Source organism: Nocardia carnea, from assembly GCF_029869215.1.
Taxonomy (GTDB): Bacteria; Actinomycetota; Actinomycetes; order Mycobacteriales; family Mycobacteriaceae; genus Nocardia; species Nocardia carnea_B.
The window spans coordinates 1-17,796 of sequence record NZ_JARWPM010000249.1; the positions used below are offsets into that span (position 1 = coordinate 1).

Annotated in this window: 16 protein-coding genes; 11 read left to right on the forward strand and 5 right to left on the reverse strand. The window is 69.2% G+C overall.

Annotation, left to right across the window (positions count from 1 at the left end; genetic code table 11):
• Positions 1 to 259 precede the first annotated feature (259 nt).
• Together QH276_RS17470 and QH276_RS17475 are read left to right on the forward strand one after the other, a co-directional pair.
• On the forward strand, positions 260 to 1,792 hold the full coding sequence (locus QH276_RS17470) for an acyl-CoA synthetase (protein ID WP_280402382.1): 1,533 nt from the start codon (positions 260 to 262) through the stop codon (positions 1,790 to 1,792).
• Positions 1,793 to 1,939: 147 nt separating this feature from the next.
• The gene (locus QH276_RS17475; RefSeq protein WP_280402383.1) at positions 1,940 to 2,539 is read left to right on the forward strand and encodes a TetR/AcrR family transcriptional regulator; all 600 of its coding nucleotides are present in this window, start codon (positions 1,940 to 1,942) and stop codon (positions 2,537 to 2,539) included.
• On the opposite strand, the gene QH276_RS17480 is transcribed toward QH276_RS17475, so the two are convergent.
• Entirely contained in the window at positions 2,528 to 3,451 is a 924-nt protein-coding gene (locus QH276_RS17480) for an alpha/beta fold hydrolase (RefSeq protein WP_280402384.1), read from the reverse strand. The genes QH276_RS17475 and QH276_RS17480 overlap by 12 nt on opposite strands.
• Before the next feature lie 223 nt (positions 3,452 to 3,674).
• Here QH276_RS17480 and QH276_RS17485 point away from each other — a divergent pair, with 223 nt between their 5' ends.
• From QH276_RS17485 to QH276_RS17515, 7 genes are all read left to right on the forward strand, one after another.
• On the forward strand, positions 3,675 to 4,028 hold the full coding sequence (locus QH276_RS17485) for a hypothetical protein (RefSeq protein ID WP_280402385.1): 354 nt from the start codon (positions 3,675 to 3,677) through the stop codon (positions 4,026 to 4,028).
• Between the two features lie 177 nt (positions 4,029 to 4,205).
• Complete coding sequence (locus tag QH276_RS17490; RefSeq protein WP_280402386.1) at positions 4,206 to 5,735, forward strand: hypothetical protein; 1,530 nt, start codon at positions 4,206 to 4,208, stop codon at positions 5,733 to 5,735.
• Between the two features lie 226 nt (positions 5,736 to 5,961).
• Entirely contained in the window at positions 5,962 to 8,316 is a 2,355-nt protein-coding gene (locus QH276_RS17495; RefSeq protein ID WP_280402387.1) for a sensor histidine kinase, read from the forward strand.
• Between the two features lie 87 nt (positions 8,317 to 8,403).
• Positions 8,404 to 8,781, forward strand: a complete 378-nt coding sequence (locus QH276_RS17500) for a DUF742 domain-containing protein (RefSeq protein WP_280402388.1) — start codon at positions 8,404 to 8,406, stop codon at positions 8,779 to 8,781.
• A gap of 272 nt (positions 8,782 to 9,053) precedes the next feature.
• Positions 9,054 to 11,543: a sensor histidine kinase gene (locus QH276_RS17505; RefSeq protein WP_280406811.1), complete on the forward strand. Its 2,490-nt coding sequence runs from the start codon at positions 9,054 to 9,056 to the stop codon at positions 11,541 to 11,543.
• The gene (locus QH276_RS17510) at positions 11,540 to 12,025 is read left to right on the forward strand and encodes a roadblock/LC7 domain-containing protein (RefSeq protein ID WP_280397081.1); all 486 of its coding nucleotides are present in this window, start codon (positions 11,540 to 11,542) and stop codon (positions 12,023 to 12,025) included. The genes QH276_RS17505 and QH276_RS17510 overlap by 4 nt, the downstream gene beginning before the upstream one ends.
• 2 nt (positions 12,026 to 12,027) lie before the next feature.
• A complete protein-coding gene (locus QH276_RS17515; RefSeq protein WP_280397082.1) occupies positions 12,028 to 12,408 on the forward strand; it encodes a DUF742 domain-containing protein in 381 nt (126 codons plus the stop codon).
• A 29-nt stretch (positions 12,409 to 12,437) separates the two neighbouring features.
• Here QH276_RS17515 and QH276_RS17520 read toward each other — a convergent pair whose 3' ends face one another.
• Positions 12,438 to 14,393: a GMC family oxidoreductase N-terminal domain-containing protein gene (locus QH276_RS17520; protein WP_280397083.1), complete on the reverse strand. Its 1,956-nt coding sequence runs from the start codon at positions 14,391 to 14,393 to the stop codon at positions 12,438 to 12,440.
• A 197-nt stretch (positions 14,394 to 14,590) separates the two neighbouring features.
• On the opposite strand from QH276_RS17520, the gene QH276_RS17525 reads away from it, so the two are divergent.
• The gene (locus QH276_RS17525) at positions 14,591 to 14,956 is read left to right on the forward strand and encodes a DUF4345 family protein (protein WP_280397084.1); all 366 of its coding nucleotides are present in this window, start codon (positions 14,591 to 14,593) and stop codon (positions 14,954 to 14,956) included.
• 31 nt (positions 14,957 to 14,987) lie between these two features.
• Here QH276_RS17525 and QH276_RS17530 read toward each other — a convergent pair whose 3' ends face one another.
• The 3 genes from QH276_RS17530 to QH276_RS17540 all read right to left on the reverse strand — a co-directional run bounded on the left by QH276_RS17530 (position 14,988) and on the right by QH276_RS17540 (position 16,867).
• Positions 14,988 to 15,815 carry a DUF72 domain-containing protein gene (locus tag QH276_RS17530; protein ID WP_280397085.1) on the reverse strand — a complete coding sequence of 276 codons (828 nt, stop codon included), beginning with the start codon at positions 15,813 to 15,815 and terminating at the stop codon, positions 14,988 to 14,990.
• 14 nt (positions 15,816 to 15,829) lie between these two features.
• Positions 15,830 to 16,633, reverse strand: a complete 804-nt coding sequence (locus QH276_RS17535; RefSeq protein ID WP_280397086.1) for an SDR family oxidoreductase — start codon at positions 16,631 to 16,633, stop codon at positions 15,830 to 15,832.
• Positions 16,634 to 16,717: 84 nt separating this feature from the next.
• On the reverse strand, positions 16,718 to 16,867 hold the full coding sequence (locus QH276_RS17540; protein WP_280406812.1) for a hypothetical protein: 150 nt from the start codon (positions 16,865 to 16,867) through the stop codon (positions 16,718 to 16,720).
• 408 nt (positions 16,868 to 17,275) lie between these two features.
• Here QH276_RS17540 and QH276_RS17545 point away from each other — a divergent pair, with 408 nt between their 5' ends.
• Entirely contained in the window at positions 17,276 to 17,683 is a 408-nt protein-coding gene (locus QH276_RS17545) for a YciI family protein (RefSeq protein ID WP_280397087.1), read from the forward strand.
• Positions 17,684 to 17,796 lie beyond the last annotated feature (113 nt).

Below are 17,796 nucleotides of genomic sequence, written 5' to 3' on the forward strand. Positions count from 1 at the left end.
CCCCCCCCCCCCCCCCCCGCCCCGTCTTCCGCCGGGCCGCCCCCCCCCCCCGCCCCCCCCCCCGGGGCCCCCACCCCCCGCGCGCCGGAGGCGCGCCAATAAACACAGCCGCCAAAGGCACCGAATGGTGGTTCACTTTCGGCTAATGTCGCGCGTACCGGGCCAGTGCCCGGTGGGGCCGGCGCCGTGCCACGACGCGGACCCCGATTTCGGCTCGGCGGTCGGTCGCCCGATCGCAATGTTTCCGTAGAGGAGCACCATGTATCCCGGCGCGCATGTCGATCGTTTCCCCGATAAACCGGCTGTCATCCTCGCCGGGACCGGCGAGACGCTGACCTATCGGGAACTCGAGGACAACTCCGTCCGCCTCGCCCGGCACCTGTACGACGCCGGTTTGCGCAAGGGCGATCATCTCGCGCTGCTGTCCGGGAACGATCCGAAGGTGTACGAGGTCTACTGGGCCGCGTTGCGATCCGGGCTTTACATCACCGCCGTGAACAGCCATCTGTCGCCGGGCGAGATCAGCTATATCGTCAACGACTGCGGTGCGCGGGCGCTGATCGCGTCGGCCGGTCTGGCCGAGGCCGCCGAGAAGATCGTCGCGGAAACGCCGGGTGTGGAGATCCGGCTGGCGTTCGGGGGCGCGGTCGAGGGCCACGGGTCCTATGAGGAAGCGCTGGCCGGTGCGTCGGCCGAACCCTTGGCCGATCAACCCCGCGGCGCCGATATGCTCTATTCCTCCGGCACCACCGGGCGCCCGAAGGGCATCAAACATCCGCTGCCGGACCGGCAGGTCGGTGATCCGCCCGGCGATACCTACACCGCGGTCTTCGGCCCGCTCTACGGATTCGACACCGAAACGGTCTACCTGTCCCCCGCCCCGCTCTATCACGCGGCGCCGCTGCGGTTCGGCGGCGTGGTGCACGCCCTCGGCGGCACGCTGGTGGTGATGGAACGCTTCGACGCCGAACAGGCCCTGGCGGCCATCGAGCGCTACCGGGTCACGCACAGCCAATGGGTGCCGACCATGTTCGTCCGGATGCTCAAACTCGACGAATCCGTCCGCTCCCGTTACGACGTTTCGAGCCTGCGGGTCGCGGTGCATGCCGCCGCGCCGTGCCCGGTCGAGGTGAAACGGGCGATGATCGACTGGTGGGGCCCGGTGCTGCACGAGTACTACGCCTCGACCGAGGGGAACGGCGCCACCTTCATCGACAGTGAACAGTGGCTGCGTAAACCGGGGTCGGTGGGACCGGCCGGGCTGGGTGCGGTCCGGATCTGCGGTGAGGACGGCACGGAACTGCCGACGGGCGAGATCGGCACGATCTACTTCGAACGTGAGGAGGTGCCGTTCACCTACCACAACGATTCGGCGAAAACCGAGCAGGCCATCCATCCGCAGCACCCGACCTGGACCACCACCGGCGATATCGGCTACATCGACGAGGACGGGTTCCTGTTCCTCACCGACCGTAAGGCGTTCATGATCATCTCCGGGGGTGTGAACATCTATCCACAGGAGATCGAGGACGCGCTCGCCCTGCACCAGAAGGTGCTCGATGTCGCGGTGATCGGCGTCCCCGACGAGGAGATGGGCGAATCGGTGAAAGCCGTCGTCCAGCCGGCCGCCGGCGTCGAACCCGGCCCGGACCTGGCCGCGGAACTGCGCGAATACCTGCGCTCCCGGATCGCGGGCTACAAGATCCCGCGCACCGTCGATTTCGCCGACGAACTGCCCCGCACCCCGACGGGCAAGCTGGTCAAGGGCAAACTCCGCGACCGGTACCGCTGACCGCCGTCCGGGCGGACCGCGGCCCTGTACCGCGGACCGCCCGGTACCGGATAATCGGCGGCGAGACAACCGCCGACCCCGGAGACGACCGATGCCCACGCCGACCGGCGAACCAGTTCTGCCCGCCTGCGTGGCTCGGAGCCGCGGATGAATCGGGCGGTCCGGCGGTCGCCTCGTCAGGCCAGATCCCGTTTCACCGTCGATATCCTCCTCGAAGCCGCGGCGCAGCTGTTCGGGCGCGACGGCCTGGCCGCGACCACCAATCACATCGCCGAGCGCGCCGGTACGTCGATAGGCACGCTGTACCAGTACTTTCCGGATAAGCAGGCCATTCTGCACGCGCTGGCCCGGCGGCACATCGTCGAGGCCGCGGCCCGGCTGGGCGCGGTACTCGACGAGCTGCGCGCCACCGAACCGCCGTTCGAGACGGCACTGCGCGCGGTCCTGGACGTGGTCGTCGACCTGCACCGGGACCGGCCGGGACTGCACGCCCTCATGCACCGGGCAGCGCTGCGGGAGGCCGGTGACCTGGCGGCGATCCAGGCTCTCGAGGACCATCTCGCGAGCGAGCTCGCACACCACCTCCGCCGCTGCGAGCGCGGTGGTCCCGATCCGGCACGCACCGCCCGCATTCTGGTGCACACGATCGACGCGCAGGTGCACCGCGTGCCTCCGCGCCATCCGATGACCACCGAGGACCTGATGGCCGTGGCCGCCCGGCTGGCACCGCCGGCCTCAGCGCCCTGATCGGCCCGCTTCGGCCAGGGCCGCGCGCAGCGCCCCGGCGAGCTGCGCGACGCCCGGTTCCTCGACGGGAAAGTGCCCGCAGTTGTCGAGCAGTACCAGCTCGCGCCGCCCGGGAATCCGGTCGAGAAAACGGATACTCAGCTCGGGCGGCGTCCATCGATCCGCGGCGGGATGGACCAGCGTGATCGGTGCGGCGGTGAACGTCTCCGGTGCCGAATGCCGGTAGTCGGCGAAGCTGTGGAGGAATCCCAGCGGAATGCGGGCGCCGCCGCCCAGCGGGTCGGTCGCGCACAATCGGGACAGGTCCGGATCCAGGCTCATCCGGTCCATATACGCGATCCAGCGGATGGGCACCCGGAGCCGGCCGCATACCGGGTCGAGCCGGCGCAGCAGTCGCGGGCCGAGCCGGCCGGGCAGTGTCCATCGGGTCGCGGTGGCGAGGGCCGCCGGGTCCGCGGGATCCAGTAGACAGGTGGCCACGACGTGCCGTACCGCGCCGGTGCGGGCGGCGACCTCGTAGGCGAGCATCCCACCCATACTCGCGCCGAAGAGCACCAGCGGGCGGTCGTCGGCCTGTTCGTGCACCAGATCGCACAGGAGGTCGACCCAATCGCGGTAACGCACCCCGCCGGGATCGGGTTCGATCGTCCGCCCGTACAGCGGGAGATCCACGGCCGTGGCGTCCACGTTCTCCCGGAAACCCAGCGCGACCGCCGGCCAGAGCAGACCCGAGTGGCCGCCCGCGCCGTGGATCGCCAGGACCCGCACCCGGGCACCGGGCGCGGCGGCACGCAGCAGATGGACCCGGCGGCCCCGCCACTCCCACCAGTCGGATACCGGTTCGGCCGCCGGGCCGGGCCGGTAGGACGCGGGCAGGAACTCGGCGTACGCGCGATGCGTTTGTGCGTTCATCGCTTCAGCCTCGGTGCGCGGCGAACCCCCGGCAACTCGCTTTCCACTCCCGAAATCGGCCCACTCGACCTGCGGAAATACACCGGTTGCGGGAGGCTGCTCGGTTTCGTTCCCCGGCGCAGCCGGGCCGCCGTTCCAGACGACGTTTGCCGCGCCCGAACCGGGCAATACCGCGGTCGGGCAAGACCGGTCCGCAGACGAGCGGGGCAGGAGGGCTGGGCGAATGACCGATGCCGAGAAGCGCTGGTCCGACGACGGGAGTTTCCGCCGGGCCGTGCGCTACACGCTGGTGGTACTGGGTATCGCGGCACTGATCTGCGCGGCCACCGCGATCTGGTCGGCGGCGGCGCAGTGCCGCGACGCCGCTTCGCTGCTGTGCGATACGCCGGCCCGGGTCGCGATCCTGTTCGGCCCCGGCATCCTGCTGTTCCTCGGCGGGATCGGCGCATTCGTGGAGACGATCCGCGTCTGGCGCCGCGGGGGTACCTGGCCCATCTGGCAGGGGGCGGGCTGGTTCCTGTTCCTGATCATGCTGTTCTACCTCGGGATCGGTGCCACCACGATTCCCGCGGACTGACCTGTCGTCCCCGGATTCTGGGACGAGTGCCGCCTGCTCGCGGGAAGCACCGCGGTAGCGCTGCTAACCGGCCCGTCGGTGTGGCAGACTTTCGTGGAATGCTCGGACTACGGCCACCGGATTCGTTGGGGTCGGCAGGGGCCGTACGCGGAAGGTGATGCGGGAATTGAGATCGCGATGGATCTGATCGCCATCGAGGGCCGGGTGGCCACCGACCGGATCGCGGCCCGGGACCGCACGCCGGAAACCGAATTACAGCTGGCCACCAGCCTGTCCGAACTCGCCGCCGCCTACCTGGCCACGCAAACGGACGGTTCGATACGCAACCGGGTCGCCGGGGCATTGGAGCCCGCGCAGGAAGCGGTGATGATCCGGTTGCGCTGGTTCACCGCCGGCCGGGTTTCCGCGGAGTTCGCCAACGAGGTGCAGGACACGCTGCGGTTGCTCGAGCAGGCGGCCCGGGCGATCGGGCACCGGGAGCTGGCCACCGCGACGATCCGCGACGCCTGCAACGCCTATACGCAGGTGGCACACGATCACCCGCATGCGGCCGGTGCCTGCGCGGACAGCCTGTCGAAATGCGGAGTGTGGCTGTGCCGGCTGGATCCGGGCGCGGCCGTCGTGGCCACCGACGAGGCCGTGCGGATCCGCGCCGGCCTGTTCGCGGCCGATCCGGGGCAGTCCCGGAAATACCTGGCCACCTTGAATACGCTGCTGCGCACGTTGATGGTCGGCCGGCAGCGCAAACAGGCGGTGGCCATGTACCGCGAGCGCTATACCGCACTCACCACGCCGGCCATGGCCGCGCAACTGCGCGGGCTGAAGATCGAAGAGATCGGTTTCACCGGCAAAACCCAGGCCGCGCTGCGCAAACTCGAATGCCGCACGCTGGAACGGGCCGGGTACCTGACCCAGCAGCAGATCCTCTATCAAAGCGCCGGTGATCTGGCGACCATCGAGGAGATCAACTGGAATCTGGCGCTGGTCGGGTTGAAACCGCTGGTGGCGGGGGCGATGCCGGATCAGCCGGCGAAACCGGTGGAAATCGGTTCGTCCTTCGGCGCCTTGAGCGTGCTGTGCTCGGCACCGGACGCTCTCGCCCAGGTGCGGGCGGCCATCATCGCCGCCTATACCGCGGCCGGCGCGGAACCGGTGGATATCAACACCGCCTACGGCGTCGACAAAGCGCATTGGGGCACCCGGGATCCGCAGATGAACGCGACTCCCGAACTCGGTGAGGACATCGTGCTGATCGAGCGGAAGTCGGGCAGCTGGGTCGCGGTGCAGAGCCTCAAATGGGAACTCACCCCGGTCGCGAAGAACCCGCTGGCGCTTCATCTTTCGCGGCAGTGGCCGGTGCTGAGCGTGACCAGTACGGAGAACCTGGCCTATGAGCTGTGCTGGTACGAGCAGGGCGTGGCCACCCAGTACGCCGCGCTGGGCCGGCCCGCCGAGCCGGTCGCGCTGGATACGCCGCTGGCGCCTCTGGATTTCGGCAAGCTCGCCGATTACGGCGCCGATTACGCCTCGGAGACCCAGATCCGTTCGGCGTTCGGTAACGCGACCATGTTCGCGAAGCTCACCGAATTGCCGGCCAGCGGTATCCGCCAGGCGGCCGAGGCCCGCCCGCTGGCCGGTTACGGCGACCAGGTGCTGTGTTTCCGCGGTCCGGGACCGAAACGAATGGGTTCCCGAGGCCCGGCCTGACCTGCTGTCACCGCGGTCACCGCGATACCCTAACGACCGCTTGGTGAGACTCGTCTCGGTCGCCGGTGCCGCTTTCGCTATGGTTTGGGCGAAAGCTTATGCATTGCCGGACAACGGCAATGCCGGGAACATTAGGGTGATATGCGCCGATCACCATGGTGTCGGCTGCGCATGCCCTGGGACGGGTTGATCTATCGTGGCTGTGCGGCGGCAAATGTCCGAATCAATGGTTCGGGCAGTTCGCTCCGGTAAAAACGTCACTCGCGGCCGGATCGGTATCCGGACCCGGCTGCTGTCGATTCTGCTGATCACCAATATCACCCTGCTGGTCATCGGGGTCGGTGCCGCCGGATACCTGGTGAAGAACAGTGTCGCCGCCACGATCTGGGCGAATCTGATCAGCGAGACCACCACGCCGGTGATCGCGATGGTGCGGACCTTCGAGGAGGAACGCCGCCTCTCGATGCTGTATCTGGAGGGCGACCCGACAGCGGCCGTAGCGCTGGTGGATGCCCGCGAACGCGCCGACGACGCACTGGCGGCGACCATCGCCAAAGGTGAGGAAGCCCAGCGGCTCGACCCGGGCGGCTCGGCCGCCGAACTCGAAACGTTCCGCCCGCTCTACCACCGCGTTCCCGGCGTGCGCGCCACCATCGATGCCCGCGCGGTACCGAGCGCGGAGGCGTTCGGTTTCTACAACACGGTGATCGACACCATTTTCCGGGCCTCGCTGATCGCCGCGCGGGTCGCGCCCGACGCCGGCCTGGGAATCGCGCTCGGCTACGGTGTCGAACCGCTGCGTGCCGCCGAGGCGCTCTCGCGCGCGGATACGCTCGGTATCGTGGCACTGTCCCGCGGCACGATCACACCGGCGCAGCTGCTCGAATTCCACCGGTACACCGGCGAATTCCGCGCGCAGGTCGCGTATTCCGCGTCCGTGCTGAAGGGCCCGCGCCTGGACCAGCTCCGCGCCCTCACCGATTCGCCGGACTACCGGCAGGTCGTCGCCATGCAGGACGCCCTGCTGCTGCGCGGCCCGGTACCGGATCCGGACGCGGCCGAGGACACCACCGGGCAGTCCGGGCAGTCGGCGGAGACCGATACCACCGCCCTGCCGATGAGTGTGCCGGCCTGGCAGGAGACTTCCGGCCGGCTCACCTCGGCCCTGCTGAAACTGTGGGAGGACCAGAGCCGCGACGCGCACGCCGTCGCCCGCGCGGAGAACACGGATACGGCGGGATGGTCGGTGGCCGGCGGAATCGTGATCCTGGTCGTCACATTCGTGGCCTTCCTGGGCGCGCTGTTCGTCGCCAACCGGTTCATCGGGCGTATGCGCCGGCTGCGCAACGACACCCTGGAGCTCGCCGATCACCGGCTGCCCGATCTCATGCGGCGCCTGGACAGCGGCGAGGAGATCGATACCGCCGCCGAGGTGGCGCGCCTGGACTTCGGTACCGACGAACTCGGCGAAGTGGCCGATGCGTTCAACCGCGCCCAGGTCGCCGCGGTATCGGCGGCCGTGGCCGAATCCCGCACCCGGGCCGGTTTCCGCACCGTCTTCCTCAATATCGCCCACCGCAACCAGGTCGCGGTGCATCGCCAGCTGGCGCTGCTGGACCAGGCCGAACGCCGCGAGGAGAATGCCGACCAGCTCGAATTGCTCTTCGAACTCGACCATCTCGCCACCCGCGCCCGCCGCCACGCCGAGAACCTCATCGTGCTGGGCGGTGAACAGCCGGGCCGCATCTGGCACAAACCCATTCCGCTGTGGGATCTGATACGCGGCGCCGCGGCGGAAACCGTCGACTACACCCGGATCCACACCGGGAACATCCCCGATGTGCTGATCGCCGGTCACGTCACCGCCGACCTGATCCATCTGCTGGCCGAACTCATGGACAACGCCACCGCCTTCTCGCCCCCGAAATCCCGGGTCGAGGTCGCGGCGGCCGTGGTGGGCCGCGGGGTCGCGGTGGAGGTGGCCGACCAGGGGCTGGGCATGTCGGCCGACGAGATCGTGGCCGCCAATCAATTGCTGGCCGAACCCCCGGATTTCGGCGTCACGGCGCTGTCCGGTGAGATCCGCCTCGGACTCTTCGTGGTGGCCACCCTCGCCGCCCGGCACGGGGCCTCGGTGCGGTTGTCGGATTCGGTCTACGGCGGGGTCAAGGCGGTCGTCGTGATCCCGACCGAACTGACCGAGAACCGCACCGCGCCCGCCGCCGGAAAGCCCGCGGCCACCGCGGTGAACGGGGCCGCGGCCGATGGTGCCGCCGGCCGCGATACCGCGGCGGCGGAAACCGGTGGGTCCGCGGGTACGACCGCCGAAAGCCCCGAGCCACAACCCACCCCGGGCACCCGTCCCCCGCTGCCGCGGCGGCGCCGGCAGACCGCCGACGCGGAGGCCGGTGCGGCGACCACGGTCGTCGCGGCACCCAGCACGCGCAGCCCCGAGGAGGCGCGCAATGTCATGGCCGCCATCGAGGACGGCACCCGATCGGGACGCCGCCCGCTGCCCGACCCGGCCGAATCCGACAGAACTCGACAGGAAGGCGACGATGACCGCGATACCGCGCACTGATACGAGCCGGCTGCCGGAGGAACTGGTGCGGTTCGGCACCCATCCGGCGGCCGATATCCGCCGTACCCAGAACGGCGAGCGACTGCCATGAGCGGATCGCGGAACACACCGTTCGACGAGGAGGAAGCCGGCCCGGTTGTCCGTCTCTACGCACTGACCCGCGGCCGGGGTCGTAGCGAGCGCGCGGAACTCACGCTCGACACCATGGTGATCGACGCGGGCACCGGGCTCGCGCTGCGGCGCAGCGAACCCGAGTACGCCGAAATCGTGCGGTTGTGCCGGGTCCCGCAGTCGGTGGCCGAGGTTTCCGCGCAGCTGGGGGTTCCCCTCGCCCTCACCAAGGTCCTGATCGGGGACCTGATCGACGACGGCCGGCTGAGCGTGCGCGCCCCCGTCGAAACACCCGACGACGCCGCCGGACTCGACCTGCTGCGGACGATCGCGAACAGCCTGCGCGGCGGCTGATCCCGGCGGCGGCGACCCACTCACCGAGCCGGGCACCGCGCGGTCCGCCGCGGCGGACCGCGGTTCGCTCACCGCCGGCCGGACCGTCGCACCATACGAACTTCCTGTGAACGTCTCGTTCGCATGCCCTCTCCGGCGGGAAGCCACCTCCTCGGTTCGTTAGAGTCTGGGACAGATAAGGCGCATTGCAAGGAAAACAATGGTAAAAATTGCAATGCCGGGATGGTTGGGATGATGGGCCGCCCGATGGCCGGACTGCCCATCGCCCTGGAATGAGTGGGTATACGTTGGTATTTCGGCTACCTCGCGCCGGCCGGTTCCTGCTACCGTCGCGCTCCGGCGCGAATCGCACCCGCGGCAGGGTCGGTATCCGCACCCGATTGCTCGCGATCGTGCTCCTCACCAGCATTCTGCTGCTGGCCGGTGGTATCGGCACCACCGCCTATCTGGTGCAGTCCGGCCGCAAGGCGACGAACTGGGCCGATCTGGCCAGCAGTACCACCGCGCCCGCGATCCTGATGGTGCAGGCATTCAAAGAAGAACGGCGGCTTTCGTTGCTGCTCTTGGCGGGCGATACCAAGGTCGCCCCGGCCCTGGTGGCCGCCCGTGGGCAGTCCGATATCGCCCTGGCGGAGATCGTCGCCAAGGGCGATGCGGTCAAGGAGCTCGACCCCGCCGCCGCCGAGGCCGCTGTCGCCGGCTACCAGCAGCTGTTCGCCCAGGTTCCGGTCACCCGCGCCGCGATCGACGCGAAAGCGATACCCGGCCCGGAAGCGTTCGGCTTCTACAGCATGGTGATCGATACCATCGTCGGGGCGTCCATGGTGGCCGCCCGGGCGGCGCCCAACGCGGGCGTGGCGATCGAGCTGGGCTACGGTGTCGATCCCCTGCGCGCCGCCGAATCGTTGTCCAAGGCCGACACCCTGGGCGCGGCGGCGCTGACCCTGAACAACCTGTCCGCGCCGCAGCTCGTCGAGTTCAACCGCTACGTCGGTGAATTCCGGGGTGAAATCGCGTATTCCGCCACCGTACTCAAAGGCGAGTATCTGGCCCGCCTCCAGGCGATCATCGACTCCCCCGCCTACAAGCAGGTGATCGCCATGCAGGATGCGATCATGACCGGCGGCGTCCGGTCCTCCGCCGAATCCGAGGACGACTCCGGCGCGGAGCCGGAATCCAGTGGCACCACGGCCGCGCTGCCCTTGGACGTCGCCACCTGGCAGCAGAAGTCCGGCGAGGTGACCGCGAGCCTGCTGCAACTCTGGGAAGACCAGAGCAACAACGCGCACGTCACGGCCCGCGCCCAGGGCGAGGATACGGCCACCAGATCGGTGCTGGGCGGAATCATCGTCCTGCTGCTCACCGGGCTCGCCTTCCTCGCCGCGCTGCTGATGGCCAACCGCTTCATCGCCCGTATGCGCCATCTGCGCAACGACACTCTCGACCTGGCCGACAACCGGCTACCCGACCTCATGCGCCGCCTCGACGACGGCGCCGAGGTGGATACCGCCGCCGAGGTCGCGAAACTGGACTTCGGCACCGACGAACTCGGCGAGGTCGCCGACGCCTTCAACCGGGCGCAGCTGGCCGCCGTATCCGCCGCGGTCGCCGAGGCCAAGACCCGGGCCGGGTTCAACGCCGTATTCCTCAACATGGCGCACCGCAACCAGGTCGCCGTGCATCGCCAGCTGGCGCTGCTGGACCGGGCCGAACGCCGCGAGGAGAACGCCGACCAGCTCGAACTGCTCTTCCAGCTCGACCATCTCGCCACCCGCGCCCGCCGCCACGCCGAAAACCTCATCGTGCTCGGCGGCGAACAGCCCGGGCGGCGCTGGCGCAAACCGGTCGCCCTGTGGGATGTGATCCGGGCCGCGTCCGCGGAAAGCCTGGACTACACCCGGATCCACACCGGGCGGGTGCCGGATATGCGGATCGTCGGCAAAACCGCGGCCGATCTCATCCATCTGCTCGCCGAACTGATGGACAACGCGACGGCGTTCTCCCCGCCGGACTCCCGGGTCGAGGTATCGGCCACCGTGGTCGGGCGCGGGGTGGCGATCGATGTCACCGACCAGGGCCTCGGAATGTCCGAGGAGGAGCTCGAGGAACGCAACCGGATCCTGGCCGAACCACCGGACTTCGGTGTCACGGCACTGACCGGCGATACCCGGCTGGGTCTGTTCGTGGTCGCCACCCTGGCGGCCCGGCAGGGGATTTCGGTGCGGCTGACCGAATCGGCGTACGGCGGAATCAAGGCGATCGTCCGCATCCCGACCCAGCTCACCGAACCCGGCGGACCACCGCCGCTGGAGCCCGCCCAGGTGGTGGAGCCGGTCCTGGCGGGCGCGGCACCCGCGGTGCCCGCGCAACCCGCAGCGCCCGCCGCGCCGCTCACCTTCCGCACCTCGCCGTCGACCACCTTCGCCACCGCACCGGTGCACGAGGATCCTTACGATTCGCCCACCCTGCGCTCGGACACCTACCCCACTGTCGATCCCGGCAACGGCTATCACGACCGGCCCGCGGAACCCGAGCAGTACTCCGCGGCGTCCGGTCGCCCGCCGCTGCCGCGCCGGCACCGCAAGGCCGTCGATCCCACGACCCACGAGGAGGTCCAGGAACCCGACGTGGTCCGTCCCCGGACCCCGGAACAGGCCCGCAACCGGATGTCGGCGATCTCCCGCGGTAGCCGTTCGGGCCGCCGCGCACCGTACTCCGACCCCACCGCCCCAGAACGCTCTAGACGAGAAGGCGAACGATGACCAACCCCAATCGCACCGATCTCAGCTGGCTTCTCGAGGAATTGGTCCGCGGCCTGCCCGACGCCGATTCCGCGGTGCTGTTGTCCACCGACGGCCTGCTGATGGGACATTCCTCCGGGCTCACCCGCGACGACGCCGAACGGTTTGCCGCCATGGCCTCGGCCTTCCACAGCCTGGCCCGCAGCGCGGGCAGCCATTTCAAAGCGGGCGGTGTCTGCCAGACCGTCGTGGAACTCGACCGGGCGGTCCTGTTCGTCACCGCGGCCGGTGGTAACGCCTGCCTCTCGCTGCTGGCCGCCGACTCCGCCGATCTGGGCATGGTGGCCTACGAGATGAACCGCACCGTGCAGCAGGTCGGCGCGCATCTCGGTGTCGATTCCCGTGTAGCGCAGAGCAGGCCGGGGGACCGCGGCCGGCCCGCCATGCATGCCCACTCGCAGCCGGGCGCCCACGCCCGTAACTATCCGAACGGCATCCGCTAGCCGTGTACGAGCCCGAGGACCACTGGGACGAGGACGACGACGGTCCCATTGTGCGCCTCTACGCTGTGACACGCGGCCGCGGCCGGGCGTCACAGCGCCGGGAACTCACCCTGGATACCAGGGTGGTGGACCGGGGTGCCGGGCTGGCGCCGCAGCGCACCGAACCCGAGTACGTCGATATCATCCGCCTGTGCCGGACCGCCCAGTCGGTGGCGGAGATCTCGGCGCAGCTGCGGCTCCCGCTGGCGCTGGCGAAGGTACTGGTCGGGGATCTCATCGACGACGGCCGGCTGGAGGTGCGGCCGCCGTTCGAGACCACGATTGATCCGGCCAGGGATATCCATCTGCTGCACAGCATCGCGCGCAGCCTGCGGGAGGTCTGACCATCGGGCCGGACCTCCCGCGCCGGCGGTCAGCCCAGCCGCGCGGCGAGCCGCTTCGCGTTCATATGGGCGATCGCCTCGATCGACACCATCGGGTTCACACCCGAGGAGGTCGGGAAGCAGGACGCGTCGGCGACGACGATATTCTTCACATCCCAGGTCGCGCCGTCGGGATCGGTCGCGGAGTTCTCCGCCGAACCGCCCATCCGGGCCGACCCCATGATGTGCAGGGCACCCATCGTGCACCGCCCCGGACCGTAACCCGCGGCCTTGGCCGCGGCCGCGAACTCGTCGAGCGAACCGCGGACACCCGGTTCGTAGGAGACACCCGCCTGATGTCCGGAGAAGATCCGGGTGGCCCCGGCCGCCTCGAGAATCCGGGCCGCGCCTTCGATTCCGGTGTGCAGATGCGCGGCGTCGTAGTCGGAGATCCGGTAGTCGACGGTCGGTTCCCCGGCCTTGTCCACCTTCACCGCACCGGAGTCGCGGTCGCGGGTGATGATGCCCACGGCGTTGGTGCGGGCGAAATTCTGCATGACGCGGCGATGGTCCTCGGCGCCCTGCCAGCTCATGAAACCGGTCGAGGAGCCGGGCGCCAGCGGGCCCGTCTCGTAGATCACGCCGTAGCCGTTTCCGTCGAGATCGGCGTGCTGCCGGCAGATCCGGGTCTGCAGACCGCCCTCCCAGGGCCGCACCTCTTCGTCGAACAGGCCGAAAACCGCCGCCGCCGGATGCAGCCGCAGGTAGCGGCCGATGTTCTTGTTGCCCAGGCCCGACCGGCGCAGCAGTGCGGGGGTCTGGATCGCGCCCGCCGCCACTACGACGGCGCGCGCCCGCACCTCGAATTCGACGCCCGCGGAAGTGCGCACGGTGACCGCCTCGGCGCGATTGTCGCGCACCGAGATCCGCCGCACATTCGCGTCCACGATCAACCGTGCGCCGCGGGCGGCGGCATCGGCCAGCCAGGTCTTGGTCACGGATTGTTTGGCTCCGACCCGGCAGCCACTACCGCAGCGGCCGCATTCGACCCCGGCATCGCAGGCATCGGTGACATTGCGGGGCAGCGGGTCGACGGGCCAGCCGAGGGCACGGGCGCCGCGCTCCAGGATGTTGTCGCGGGCCGTCGGGGTGGACCGGCGCTCGTTCACCCCGAGCCGGCGCAGCACCGCGTCCAGCGATTCGGTGAACTCGGCGTCGGCGAACTGCGCGGCGCCGACGCCGGCCCATTCCTCGCGGACCCGGTCGGGGGTGGGCAGCGACGTACTCCAGTTCACAACCGTCCCGCCGCCGAGGCAGGATCCCGCCACCAGCGCGAGCTGGCCCTCGGCGGAGGCCAGCGGACCGGGGGCGTACAGCTGTTTCAATCCGGCGAGTTCACCGGCGCCGAAATCGCGGTCGTCGTAGTAGCCACCGCGTTCGAGGACCACCACATCCAGACCGGCCTCGGCGAGCACGCCGGCGGCGGTCCCGCCCCCGGCACCCGATCCGACGATCACGACGTCACAGGTGAGGCTGGTCGGTTCGGTGATCCGCTGGGGGGTGAGGGCGGGCTGCGGCGCCGTCGCCAGCGACCCGGGAATCCCGTCGTAGCCGAGTTCTTTCCAGAGCGGATTGAATCCGGTGGGCCCCGGGGTGACGTTGTACGCCAGCAACGACGCCTGCTTCAGGGCCTGGAACACCGCGCGCACGGCACCGATCCGGGACGCCCCGAGCCGCAGCAGCGCCTTCTCCCGATCCGGCTGCGACAGTTTCGAATACCGCCGCGGACCCCATCCGGTGAGCAGCCCCGTCACCGGACCGTCCCACAGGTCCAGCAGCATCGCCAGCTGTTTGGTCTCGGCTTCCCGCGGGTTACGCGCCAGGAGTTCCAGCACGGTGTCCACAGCGCCCAGTTCGGACGCCGAGGGCAGCGTCAGCCCGTCCCCGGGCAGGAACGTATCGCAGATCATTTCCAGCGCGGCGCGCTGCTTGTCGGTCGGTTGCATGGTATTCCCTTCGCTACAGCCGATTTCTACCACGGCATGCGAATATTCGCTCACTTACAAAGCAATACGCTGCTATATAACCACGATCTGGTCTAGAACAATTGTTCACTTGACAGCCGTCGGCACCGCACGTTTCCGGAAGCGCCACCCCGGACGATGCTCGATGATCGAGTGACGGGATCCGATGAGGAGGCGTAGTGCGACAGGTTGTTCTGGTAGCGGCAGGACTCTTCTTCACCGGGATGGGGCTCTACGCCCTCGCCGCGCCCGGGAGGCTCGTGCGGCCGTTCGGTATCACCGTGGGCACCGCATCGGGGCGCTCCGAGGTGCGGGCGGTTTACGGCGGATTCGGTCTCGCGGTCGCCGGGGCGCTGTTCTGGGCGGCGGCGACGGCCGGCGAACTGGGGCGGGGCATTGTGCTCGCGGTCGCGGTCGCACTGGCCGGGATGGCGGCGGGCCGGGTGGTGTCGCGAATGCTGGACACCCCGGCCGCGTTCTATCCCATCTGGTTTTATTTCTGGGTCGAAGCGCTGGCCGCCGTCGCACTGCTGGCGGTGAACTGAACCGGGCCGACGGGCAGCGCTGCCGACGCCGTCAGAACAGGGTCATCGGTTCGGTTTCGGCCGGGTCGGGCAGCGGGCGGAGTTCCGGGACACGGGCTCGGACCTCGTCGTGGAACCGCCGGGCCAGCTCCCGGGAAGACCCGTTGTCCGGGGTGTGCAGGAAGACCGTCGGCGAACGACCCTCCCGTAACCATTCGACCGTCTGCTCGACCCAGGGCCGCCAGCCCGCCACCGTCGGCTCGGCATCGTCGCGTCCGTGATACCGCACGATCGGGGTCTCGGTGAGGGCCCGCATCCGCCGCGGCAGCCGTGGTTTCTTCGACTGCGCCTCGTACTCCGCCGGACTCGCGGGACGCGCCGCGAACAGGACGGTGGTGTCGAACGGAACCCATTCCGCCGCCGCCCGGCCCAGTACCCGCTCGAGCTGGTCCGCCGCATCGTCGCCGGTGAAGAACGCCGGATGCCGCACCTCCACCGCGACCCGCAACCCCGCCGGAACCTTTCGCAGCAGTCCGGCCAGTGACCCCAGTTCACCGGGCCCGAACGTCCCCGGCAACTGGATCCACAGGGCGTGCAGCCGGGTTTCGAGCGGTTCCATGGTGTACAGGAAATCGTTCAGCTCGGCGTCGGCGCCCTGCAGCCGGCGTTCGTGGGTGATCGTTCTGGGAAGTTTGATCACGAACCGGAAATCCGGTCCGGTCTGCCGCGCCCAGGTTTCCACCGTGCGCCGCGCCGGGACCGCGTAGAAGGTGGTGTTGCCCTCCACCGCATCACACCAGCTCGCATAGCTGCGCAGTTTGTCGCCCGTCGCCGGCCACGCGGTATGCGTCCACATGGCACAGCCCACGGACAAACGCATACCCGGCCGCCCCGTCAGCGCTTCAATCCGTGCATCCGCGCGACGACCTTCTCGATCACCGCCGCCGGCAGCAGCCGCCGCAGCAGGAAGACGATCGGCGCCCGGCTGCCCTTGGCGTACAGCGGCTTCGGTTTCGCCGCGGAAATCGCCCGCAGGATGGTTCGCGCCACCTCTTCCGGGCTGGTGCCCGCCCGTTCGTTGCGGTCCAGGTGGGTGATCATCGTCCGGAAATCCGCCGCGTACACCGAATCCGCGGCGATGTATTTCGTGCGCCGCTCGCCGATTCCGGTCGCGATCGAACCGGGTTCGACCGTGCTGATCCAGACGCCGAACGGCGCCGTCTCCAGCCGTGCCGCATCGGCGAATCCTTTGATCGCCGCCTTCGTCGCCACATAGGAGGACCGGTAGGCCAGCGGAAAACTGGCCAGCATCGAGCCGACCATGACGATCCGCCCGTATCCGCGCTCGCGCATACCCGGCAGCACCAGCTGCGTCAGCCGGACCGCGCCGAAGACGTTCAGCTGGAAGAGGCGGGCGAGGGCATCGTGCGGCAGTTCCTCGAGCGGCCCCGACTGGCTCTCCCCCGCATTGTTCACCAGCACATCCACCGGCCCGAGGTCTTCGCCGAACCGGTCGATACCCGCCGGATCGGTGAGGTCCAGCGCGCGGTACTCGACCCCCGCGATCCGCGCCGGCGCCGGGATCGAATCCGGGTTCCGGCTGGTGCCGATCACCCGGAAACCCTGCTCGGCCAGCAGCGCGGCGGTCGCCCGCCCGATCCCCGACGACGCCCCTGTCACCAGCGCGGTCTTGGTCATACGATCCCTATCCTCGACGGTCCGGGCGCACGGCGGCACCACCAGAACCGCCAATCTAACCGATCGGCGGCGCGGGGCGAGGGGTCACCCGGACGTATAGATACCGGCGAGCATGCCCAGCATGTTGAGCCACAGGAGGTACTTCAGGAAGCCGGGCATATTCTGTCTCTCGATCGTCGAACCTGTCGTCGGGCAGCGACCGCTTACCTGGTCACCGCCCGAGTCCACGCACATCCGTAACTGTGTGCGCTACCGGGTAATTCGGCCGCCGATACGAATTCGTTACCCAACCCGGTAAGAGGTGCCCATCGACAGCCGCGATTGCGACCCTGGCGGCCGCCGGGCGCCTTCCGGCCTGAACCGATGCGCCGGCGCGGCGAAATCGCGAACAGGTCGTCGGCATCGAGCCGGGTGCGGCAGGATCACGGATATGCAGAGTGAGACCTTCGCCGGTGCGAACGGGGCCCAGCCCGCACCGGAGCTCACCTCGCAGAACGCCGAATCGCTGCACTGACCCGGGCCCGGCACGGACCCGGAAAAAAAATTCCGAGAAAATTTCGCCGGCGATGTCGAGAACGCCGAGCCGGCTCCGTCCCAGGTGTGATCGACCGACCAGGGTCGGACATCCGAAGGGAGAAACCCATGGCCAAGTATCTGCTCCTCAAGCATTATCGCGGCGCTCCGGCGGCGATCAACGATGTGCCGATGGACCGGTGGACGCCCGCCGAGATCGAGGCGCATATGCAGTACATGCACGATTTCGCGGCCAAGCTCGAAGGCACCGGGGAATTCGTCGACGGGCAGGCGCTCGCCCCGGAGGGCGCGTGGGTCCGCTACGACGGGGAGGGTAAACCGCCCGTCACCGATGGCCCGTTCGCGGAGACCAAAGACCTGATCGCCGGCTGGATGATCATCGACGTGGATTCCTACGAACGCGCGGTCGAGCTGGCCGGCGAACTGTCCGCGGCGCCGGGCGCGGGCGGGAAGCCGATCCACGAGTGGCTCGAGGTCCGGCCGTTCCTCACCGCCCCGCCCACCGTCACCGAGTGATGGCCGCCGACGCGCAGGGCGAGGGGCGGCGGCGGGGTATAAATAACGGTGTGCAGGGGGCCCGCGTGCACCGCGAACCAGCCCGGGTTTTCGCTGTTGAGGTTGTGCAGCGG

Bases quoted from the DNA above. Each gene is read 5' to 3' on its own strand.
- QH276_RS17540 (WP_280406812.1), bottom strand. From the start codon at position 16,867: ATGTGCGTGGACTCGGGCGGTGACCAGGTAAGCGGTCGCTGCCCGACG.
- QH276_RS17500 (WP_280402388.1), top strand. From the start codon at position 8,404: ATGAGCGGATCGCGGAACACACCGTTCGACGAGGAGGAAGCCGGCCCG.
- QH276_RS17535 (WP_280397086.1), bottom strand. From the start codon at position 16,633: ATGACCAAGACCGCGCTGGTGACAGGGGCGTCGTCGGGGATCGGGCGG.
- QH276_RS17490 (WP_280402386.1), top strand. From the start codon at position 4,206: ATGGATCTGATCGCCATCGAGGGCCGGGTGGCCACCGACCGGATCGCG.
- QH276_RS17530 (WP_280397085.1), bottom strand. From the start codon at position 15,815: ATGCGTTTGTCCGTGGGCTGTGCCATGTGGACGCATACCGCGTGGCCG.
- QH276_RS17495 (WP_280402387.1), top strand. From the start codon at position 5,962: ATGGTTCGGGCAGTTCGCTCCGGTAAAAACGTCACTCGCGGCCGGATC.
- QH276_RS17470 (WP_280402382.1), top strand. From the start codon at position 260: ATGTATCCCGGCGCGCATGTCGATCGTTTCCCCGATAAACCGGCTGTC.
- QH276_RS17485 (WP_280402385.1), top strand. From the start codon at position 3,675: ATGACCGATGCCGAGAAGCGCTGGTCCGACGACGGGAGTTTCCGCCGG.
- QH276_RS17505 (WP_280406811.1), top strand. From the start codon at position 9,054: ATGAGTGGGTATACGTTGGTATTTCGGCTACCTCGCGCCGGCCGGTTC.
- QH276_RS17510 (WP_280397081.1), top strand. From the start codon at position 11,540: ATGACCAACCCCAATCGCACCGATCTCAGCTGGCTTCTCGAGGAATTG.
- QH276_RS17545 (WP_280397087.1), top strand. From the start codon at position 17,276: ATGGCCAAGTATCTGCTCCTCAAGCATTATCGCGGCGCTCCGGCGGCG.
- QH276_RS17480 (WP_280402384.1), bottom strand. From the start codon at position 3,451: ATGAACGCACAAACGCATCGCGCGTACGCCGAGTTCCTGCCCGCGTCC.
- QH276_RS17520 (WP_280397083.1), bottom strand. From the start codon at position 14,393: ATGCAACCGACCGACAAGCAGCGCGCCGCGCTGGAAATGATCTGCGAT.
- QH276_RS17475 (WP_280402383.1), top strand. From the start codon at position 1,940: ATGAATCGGGCGGTCCGGCGGTCGCCTCGTCAGGCCAGATCCCGTTTC.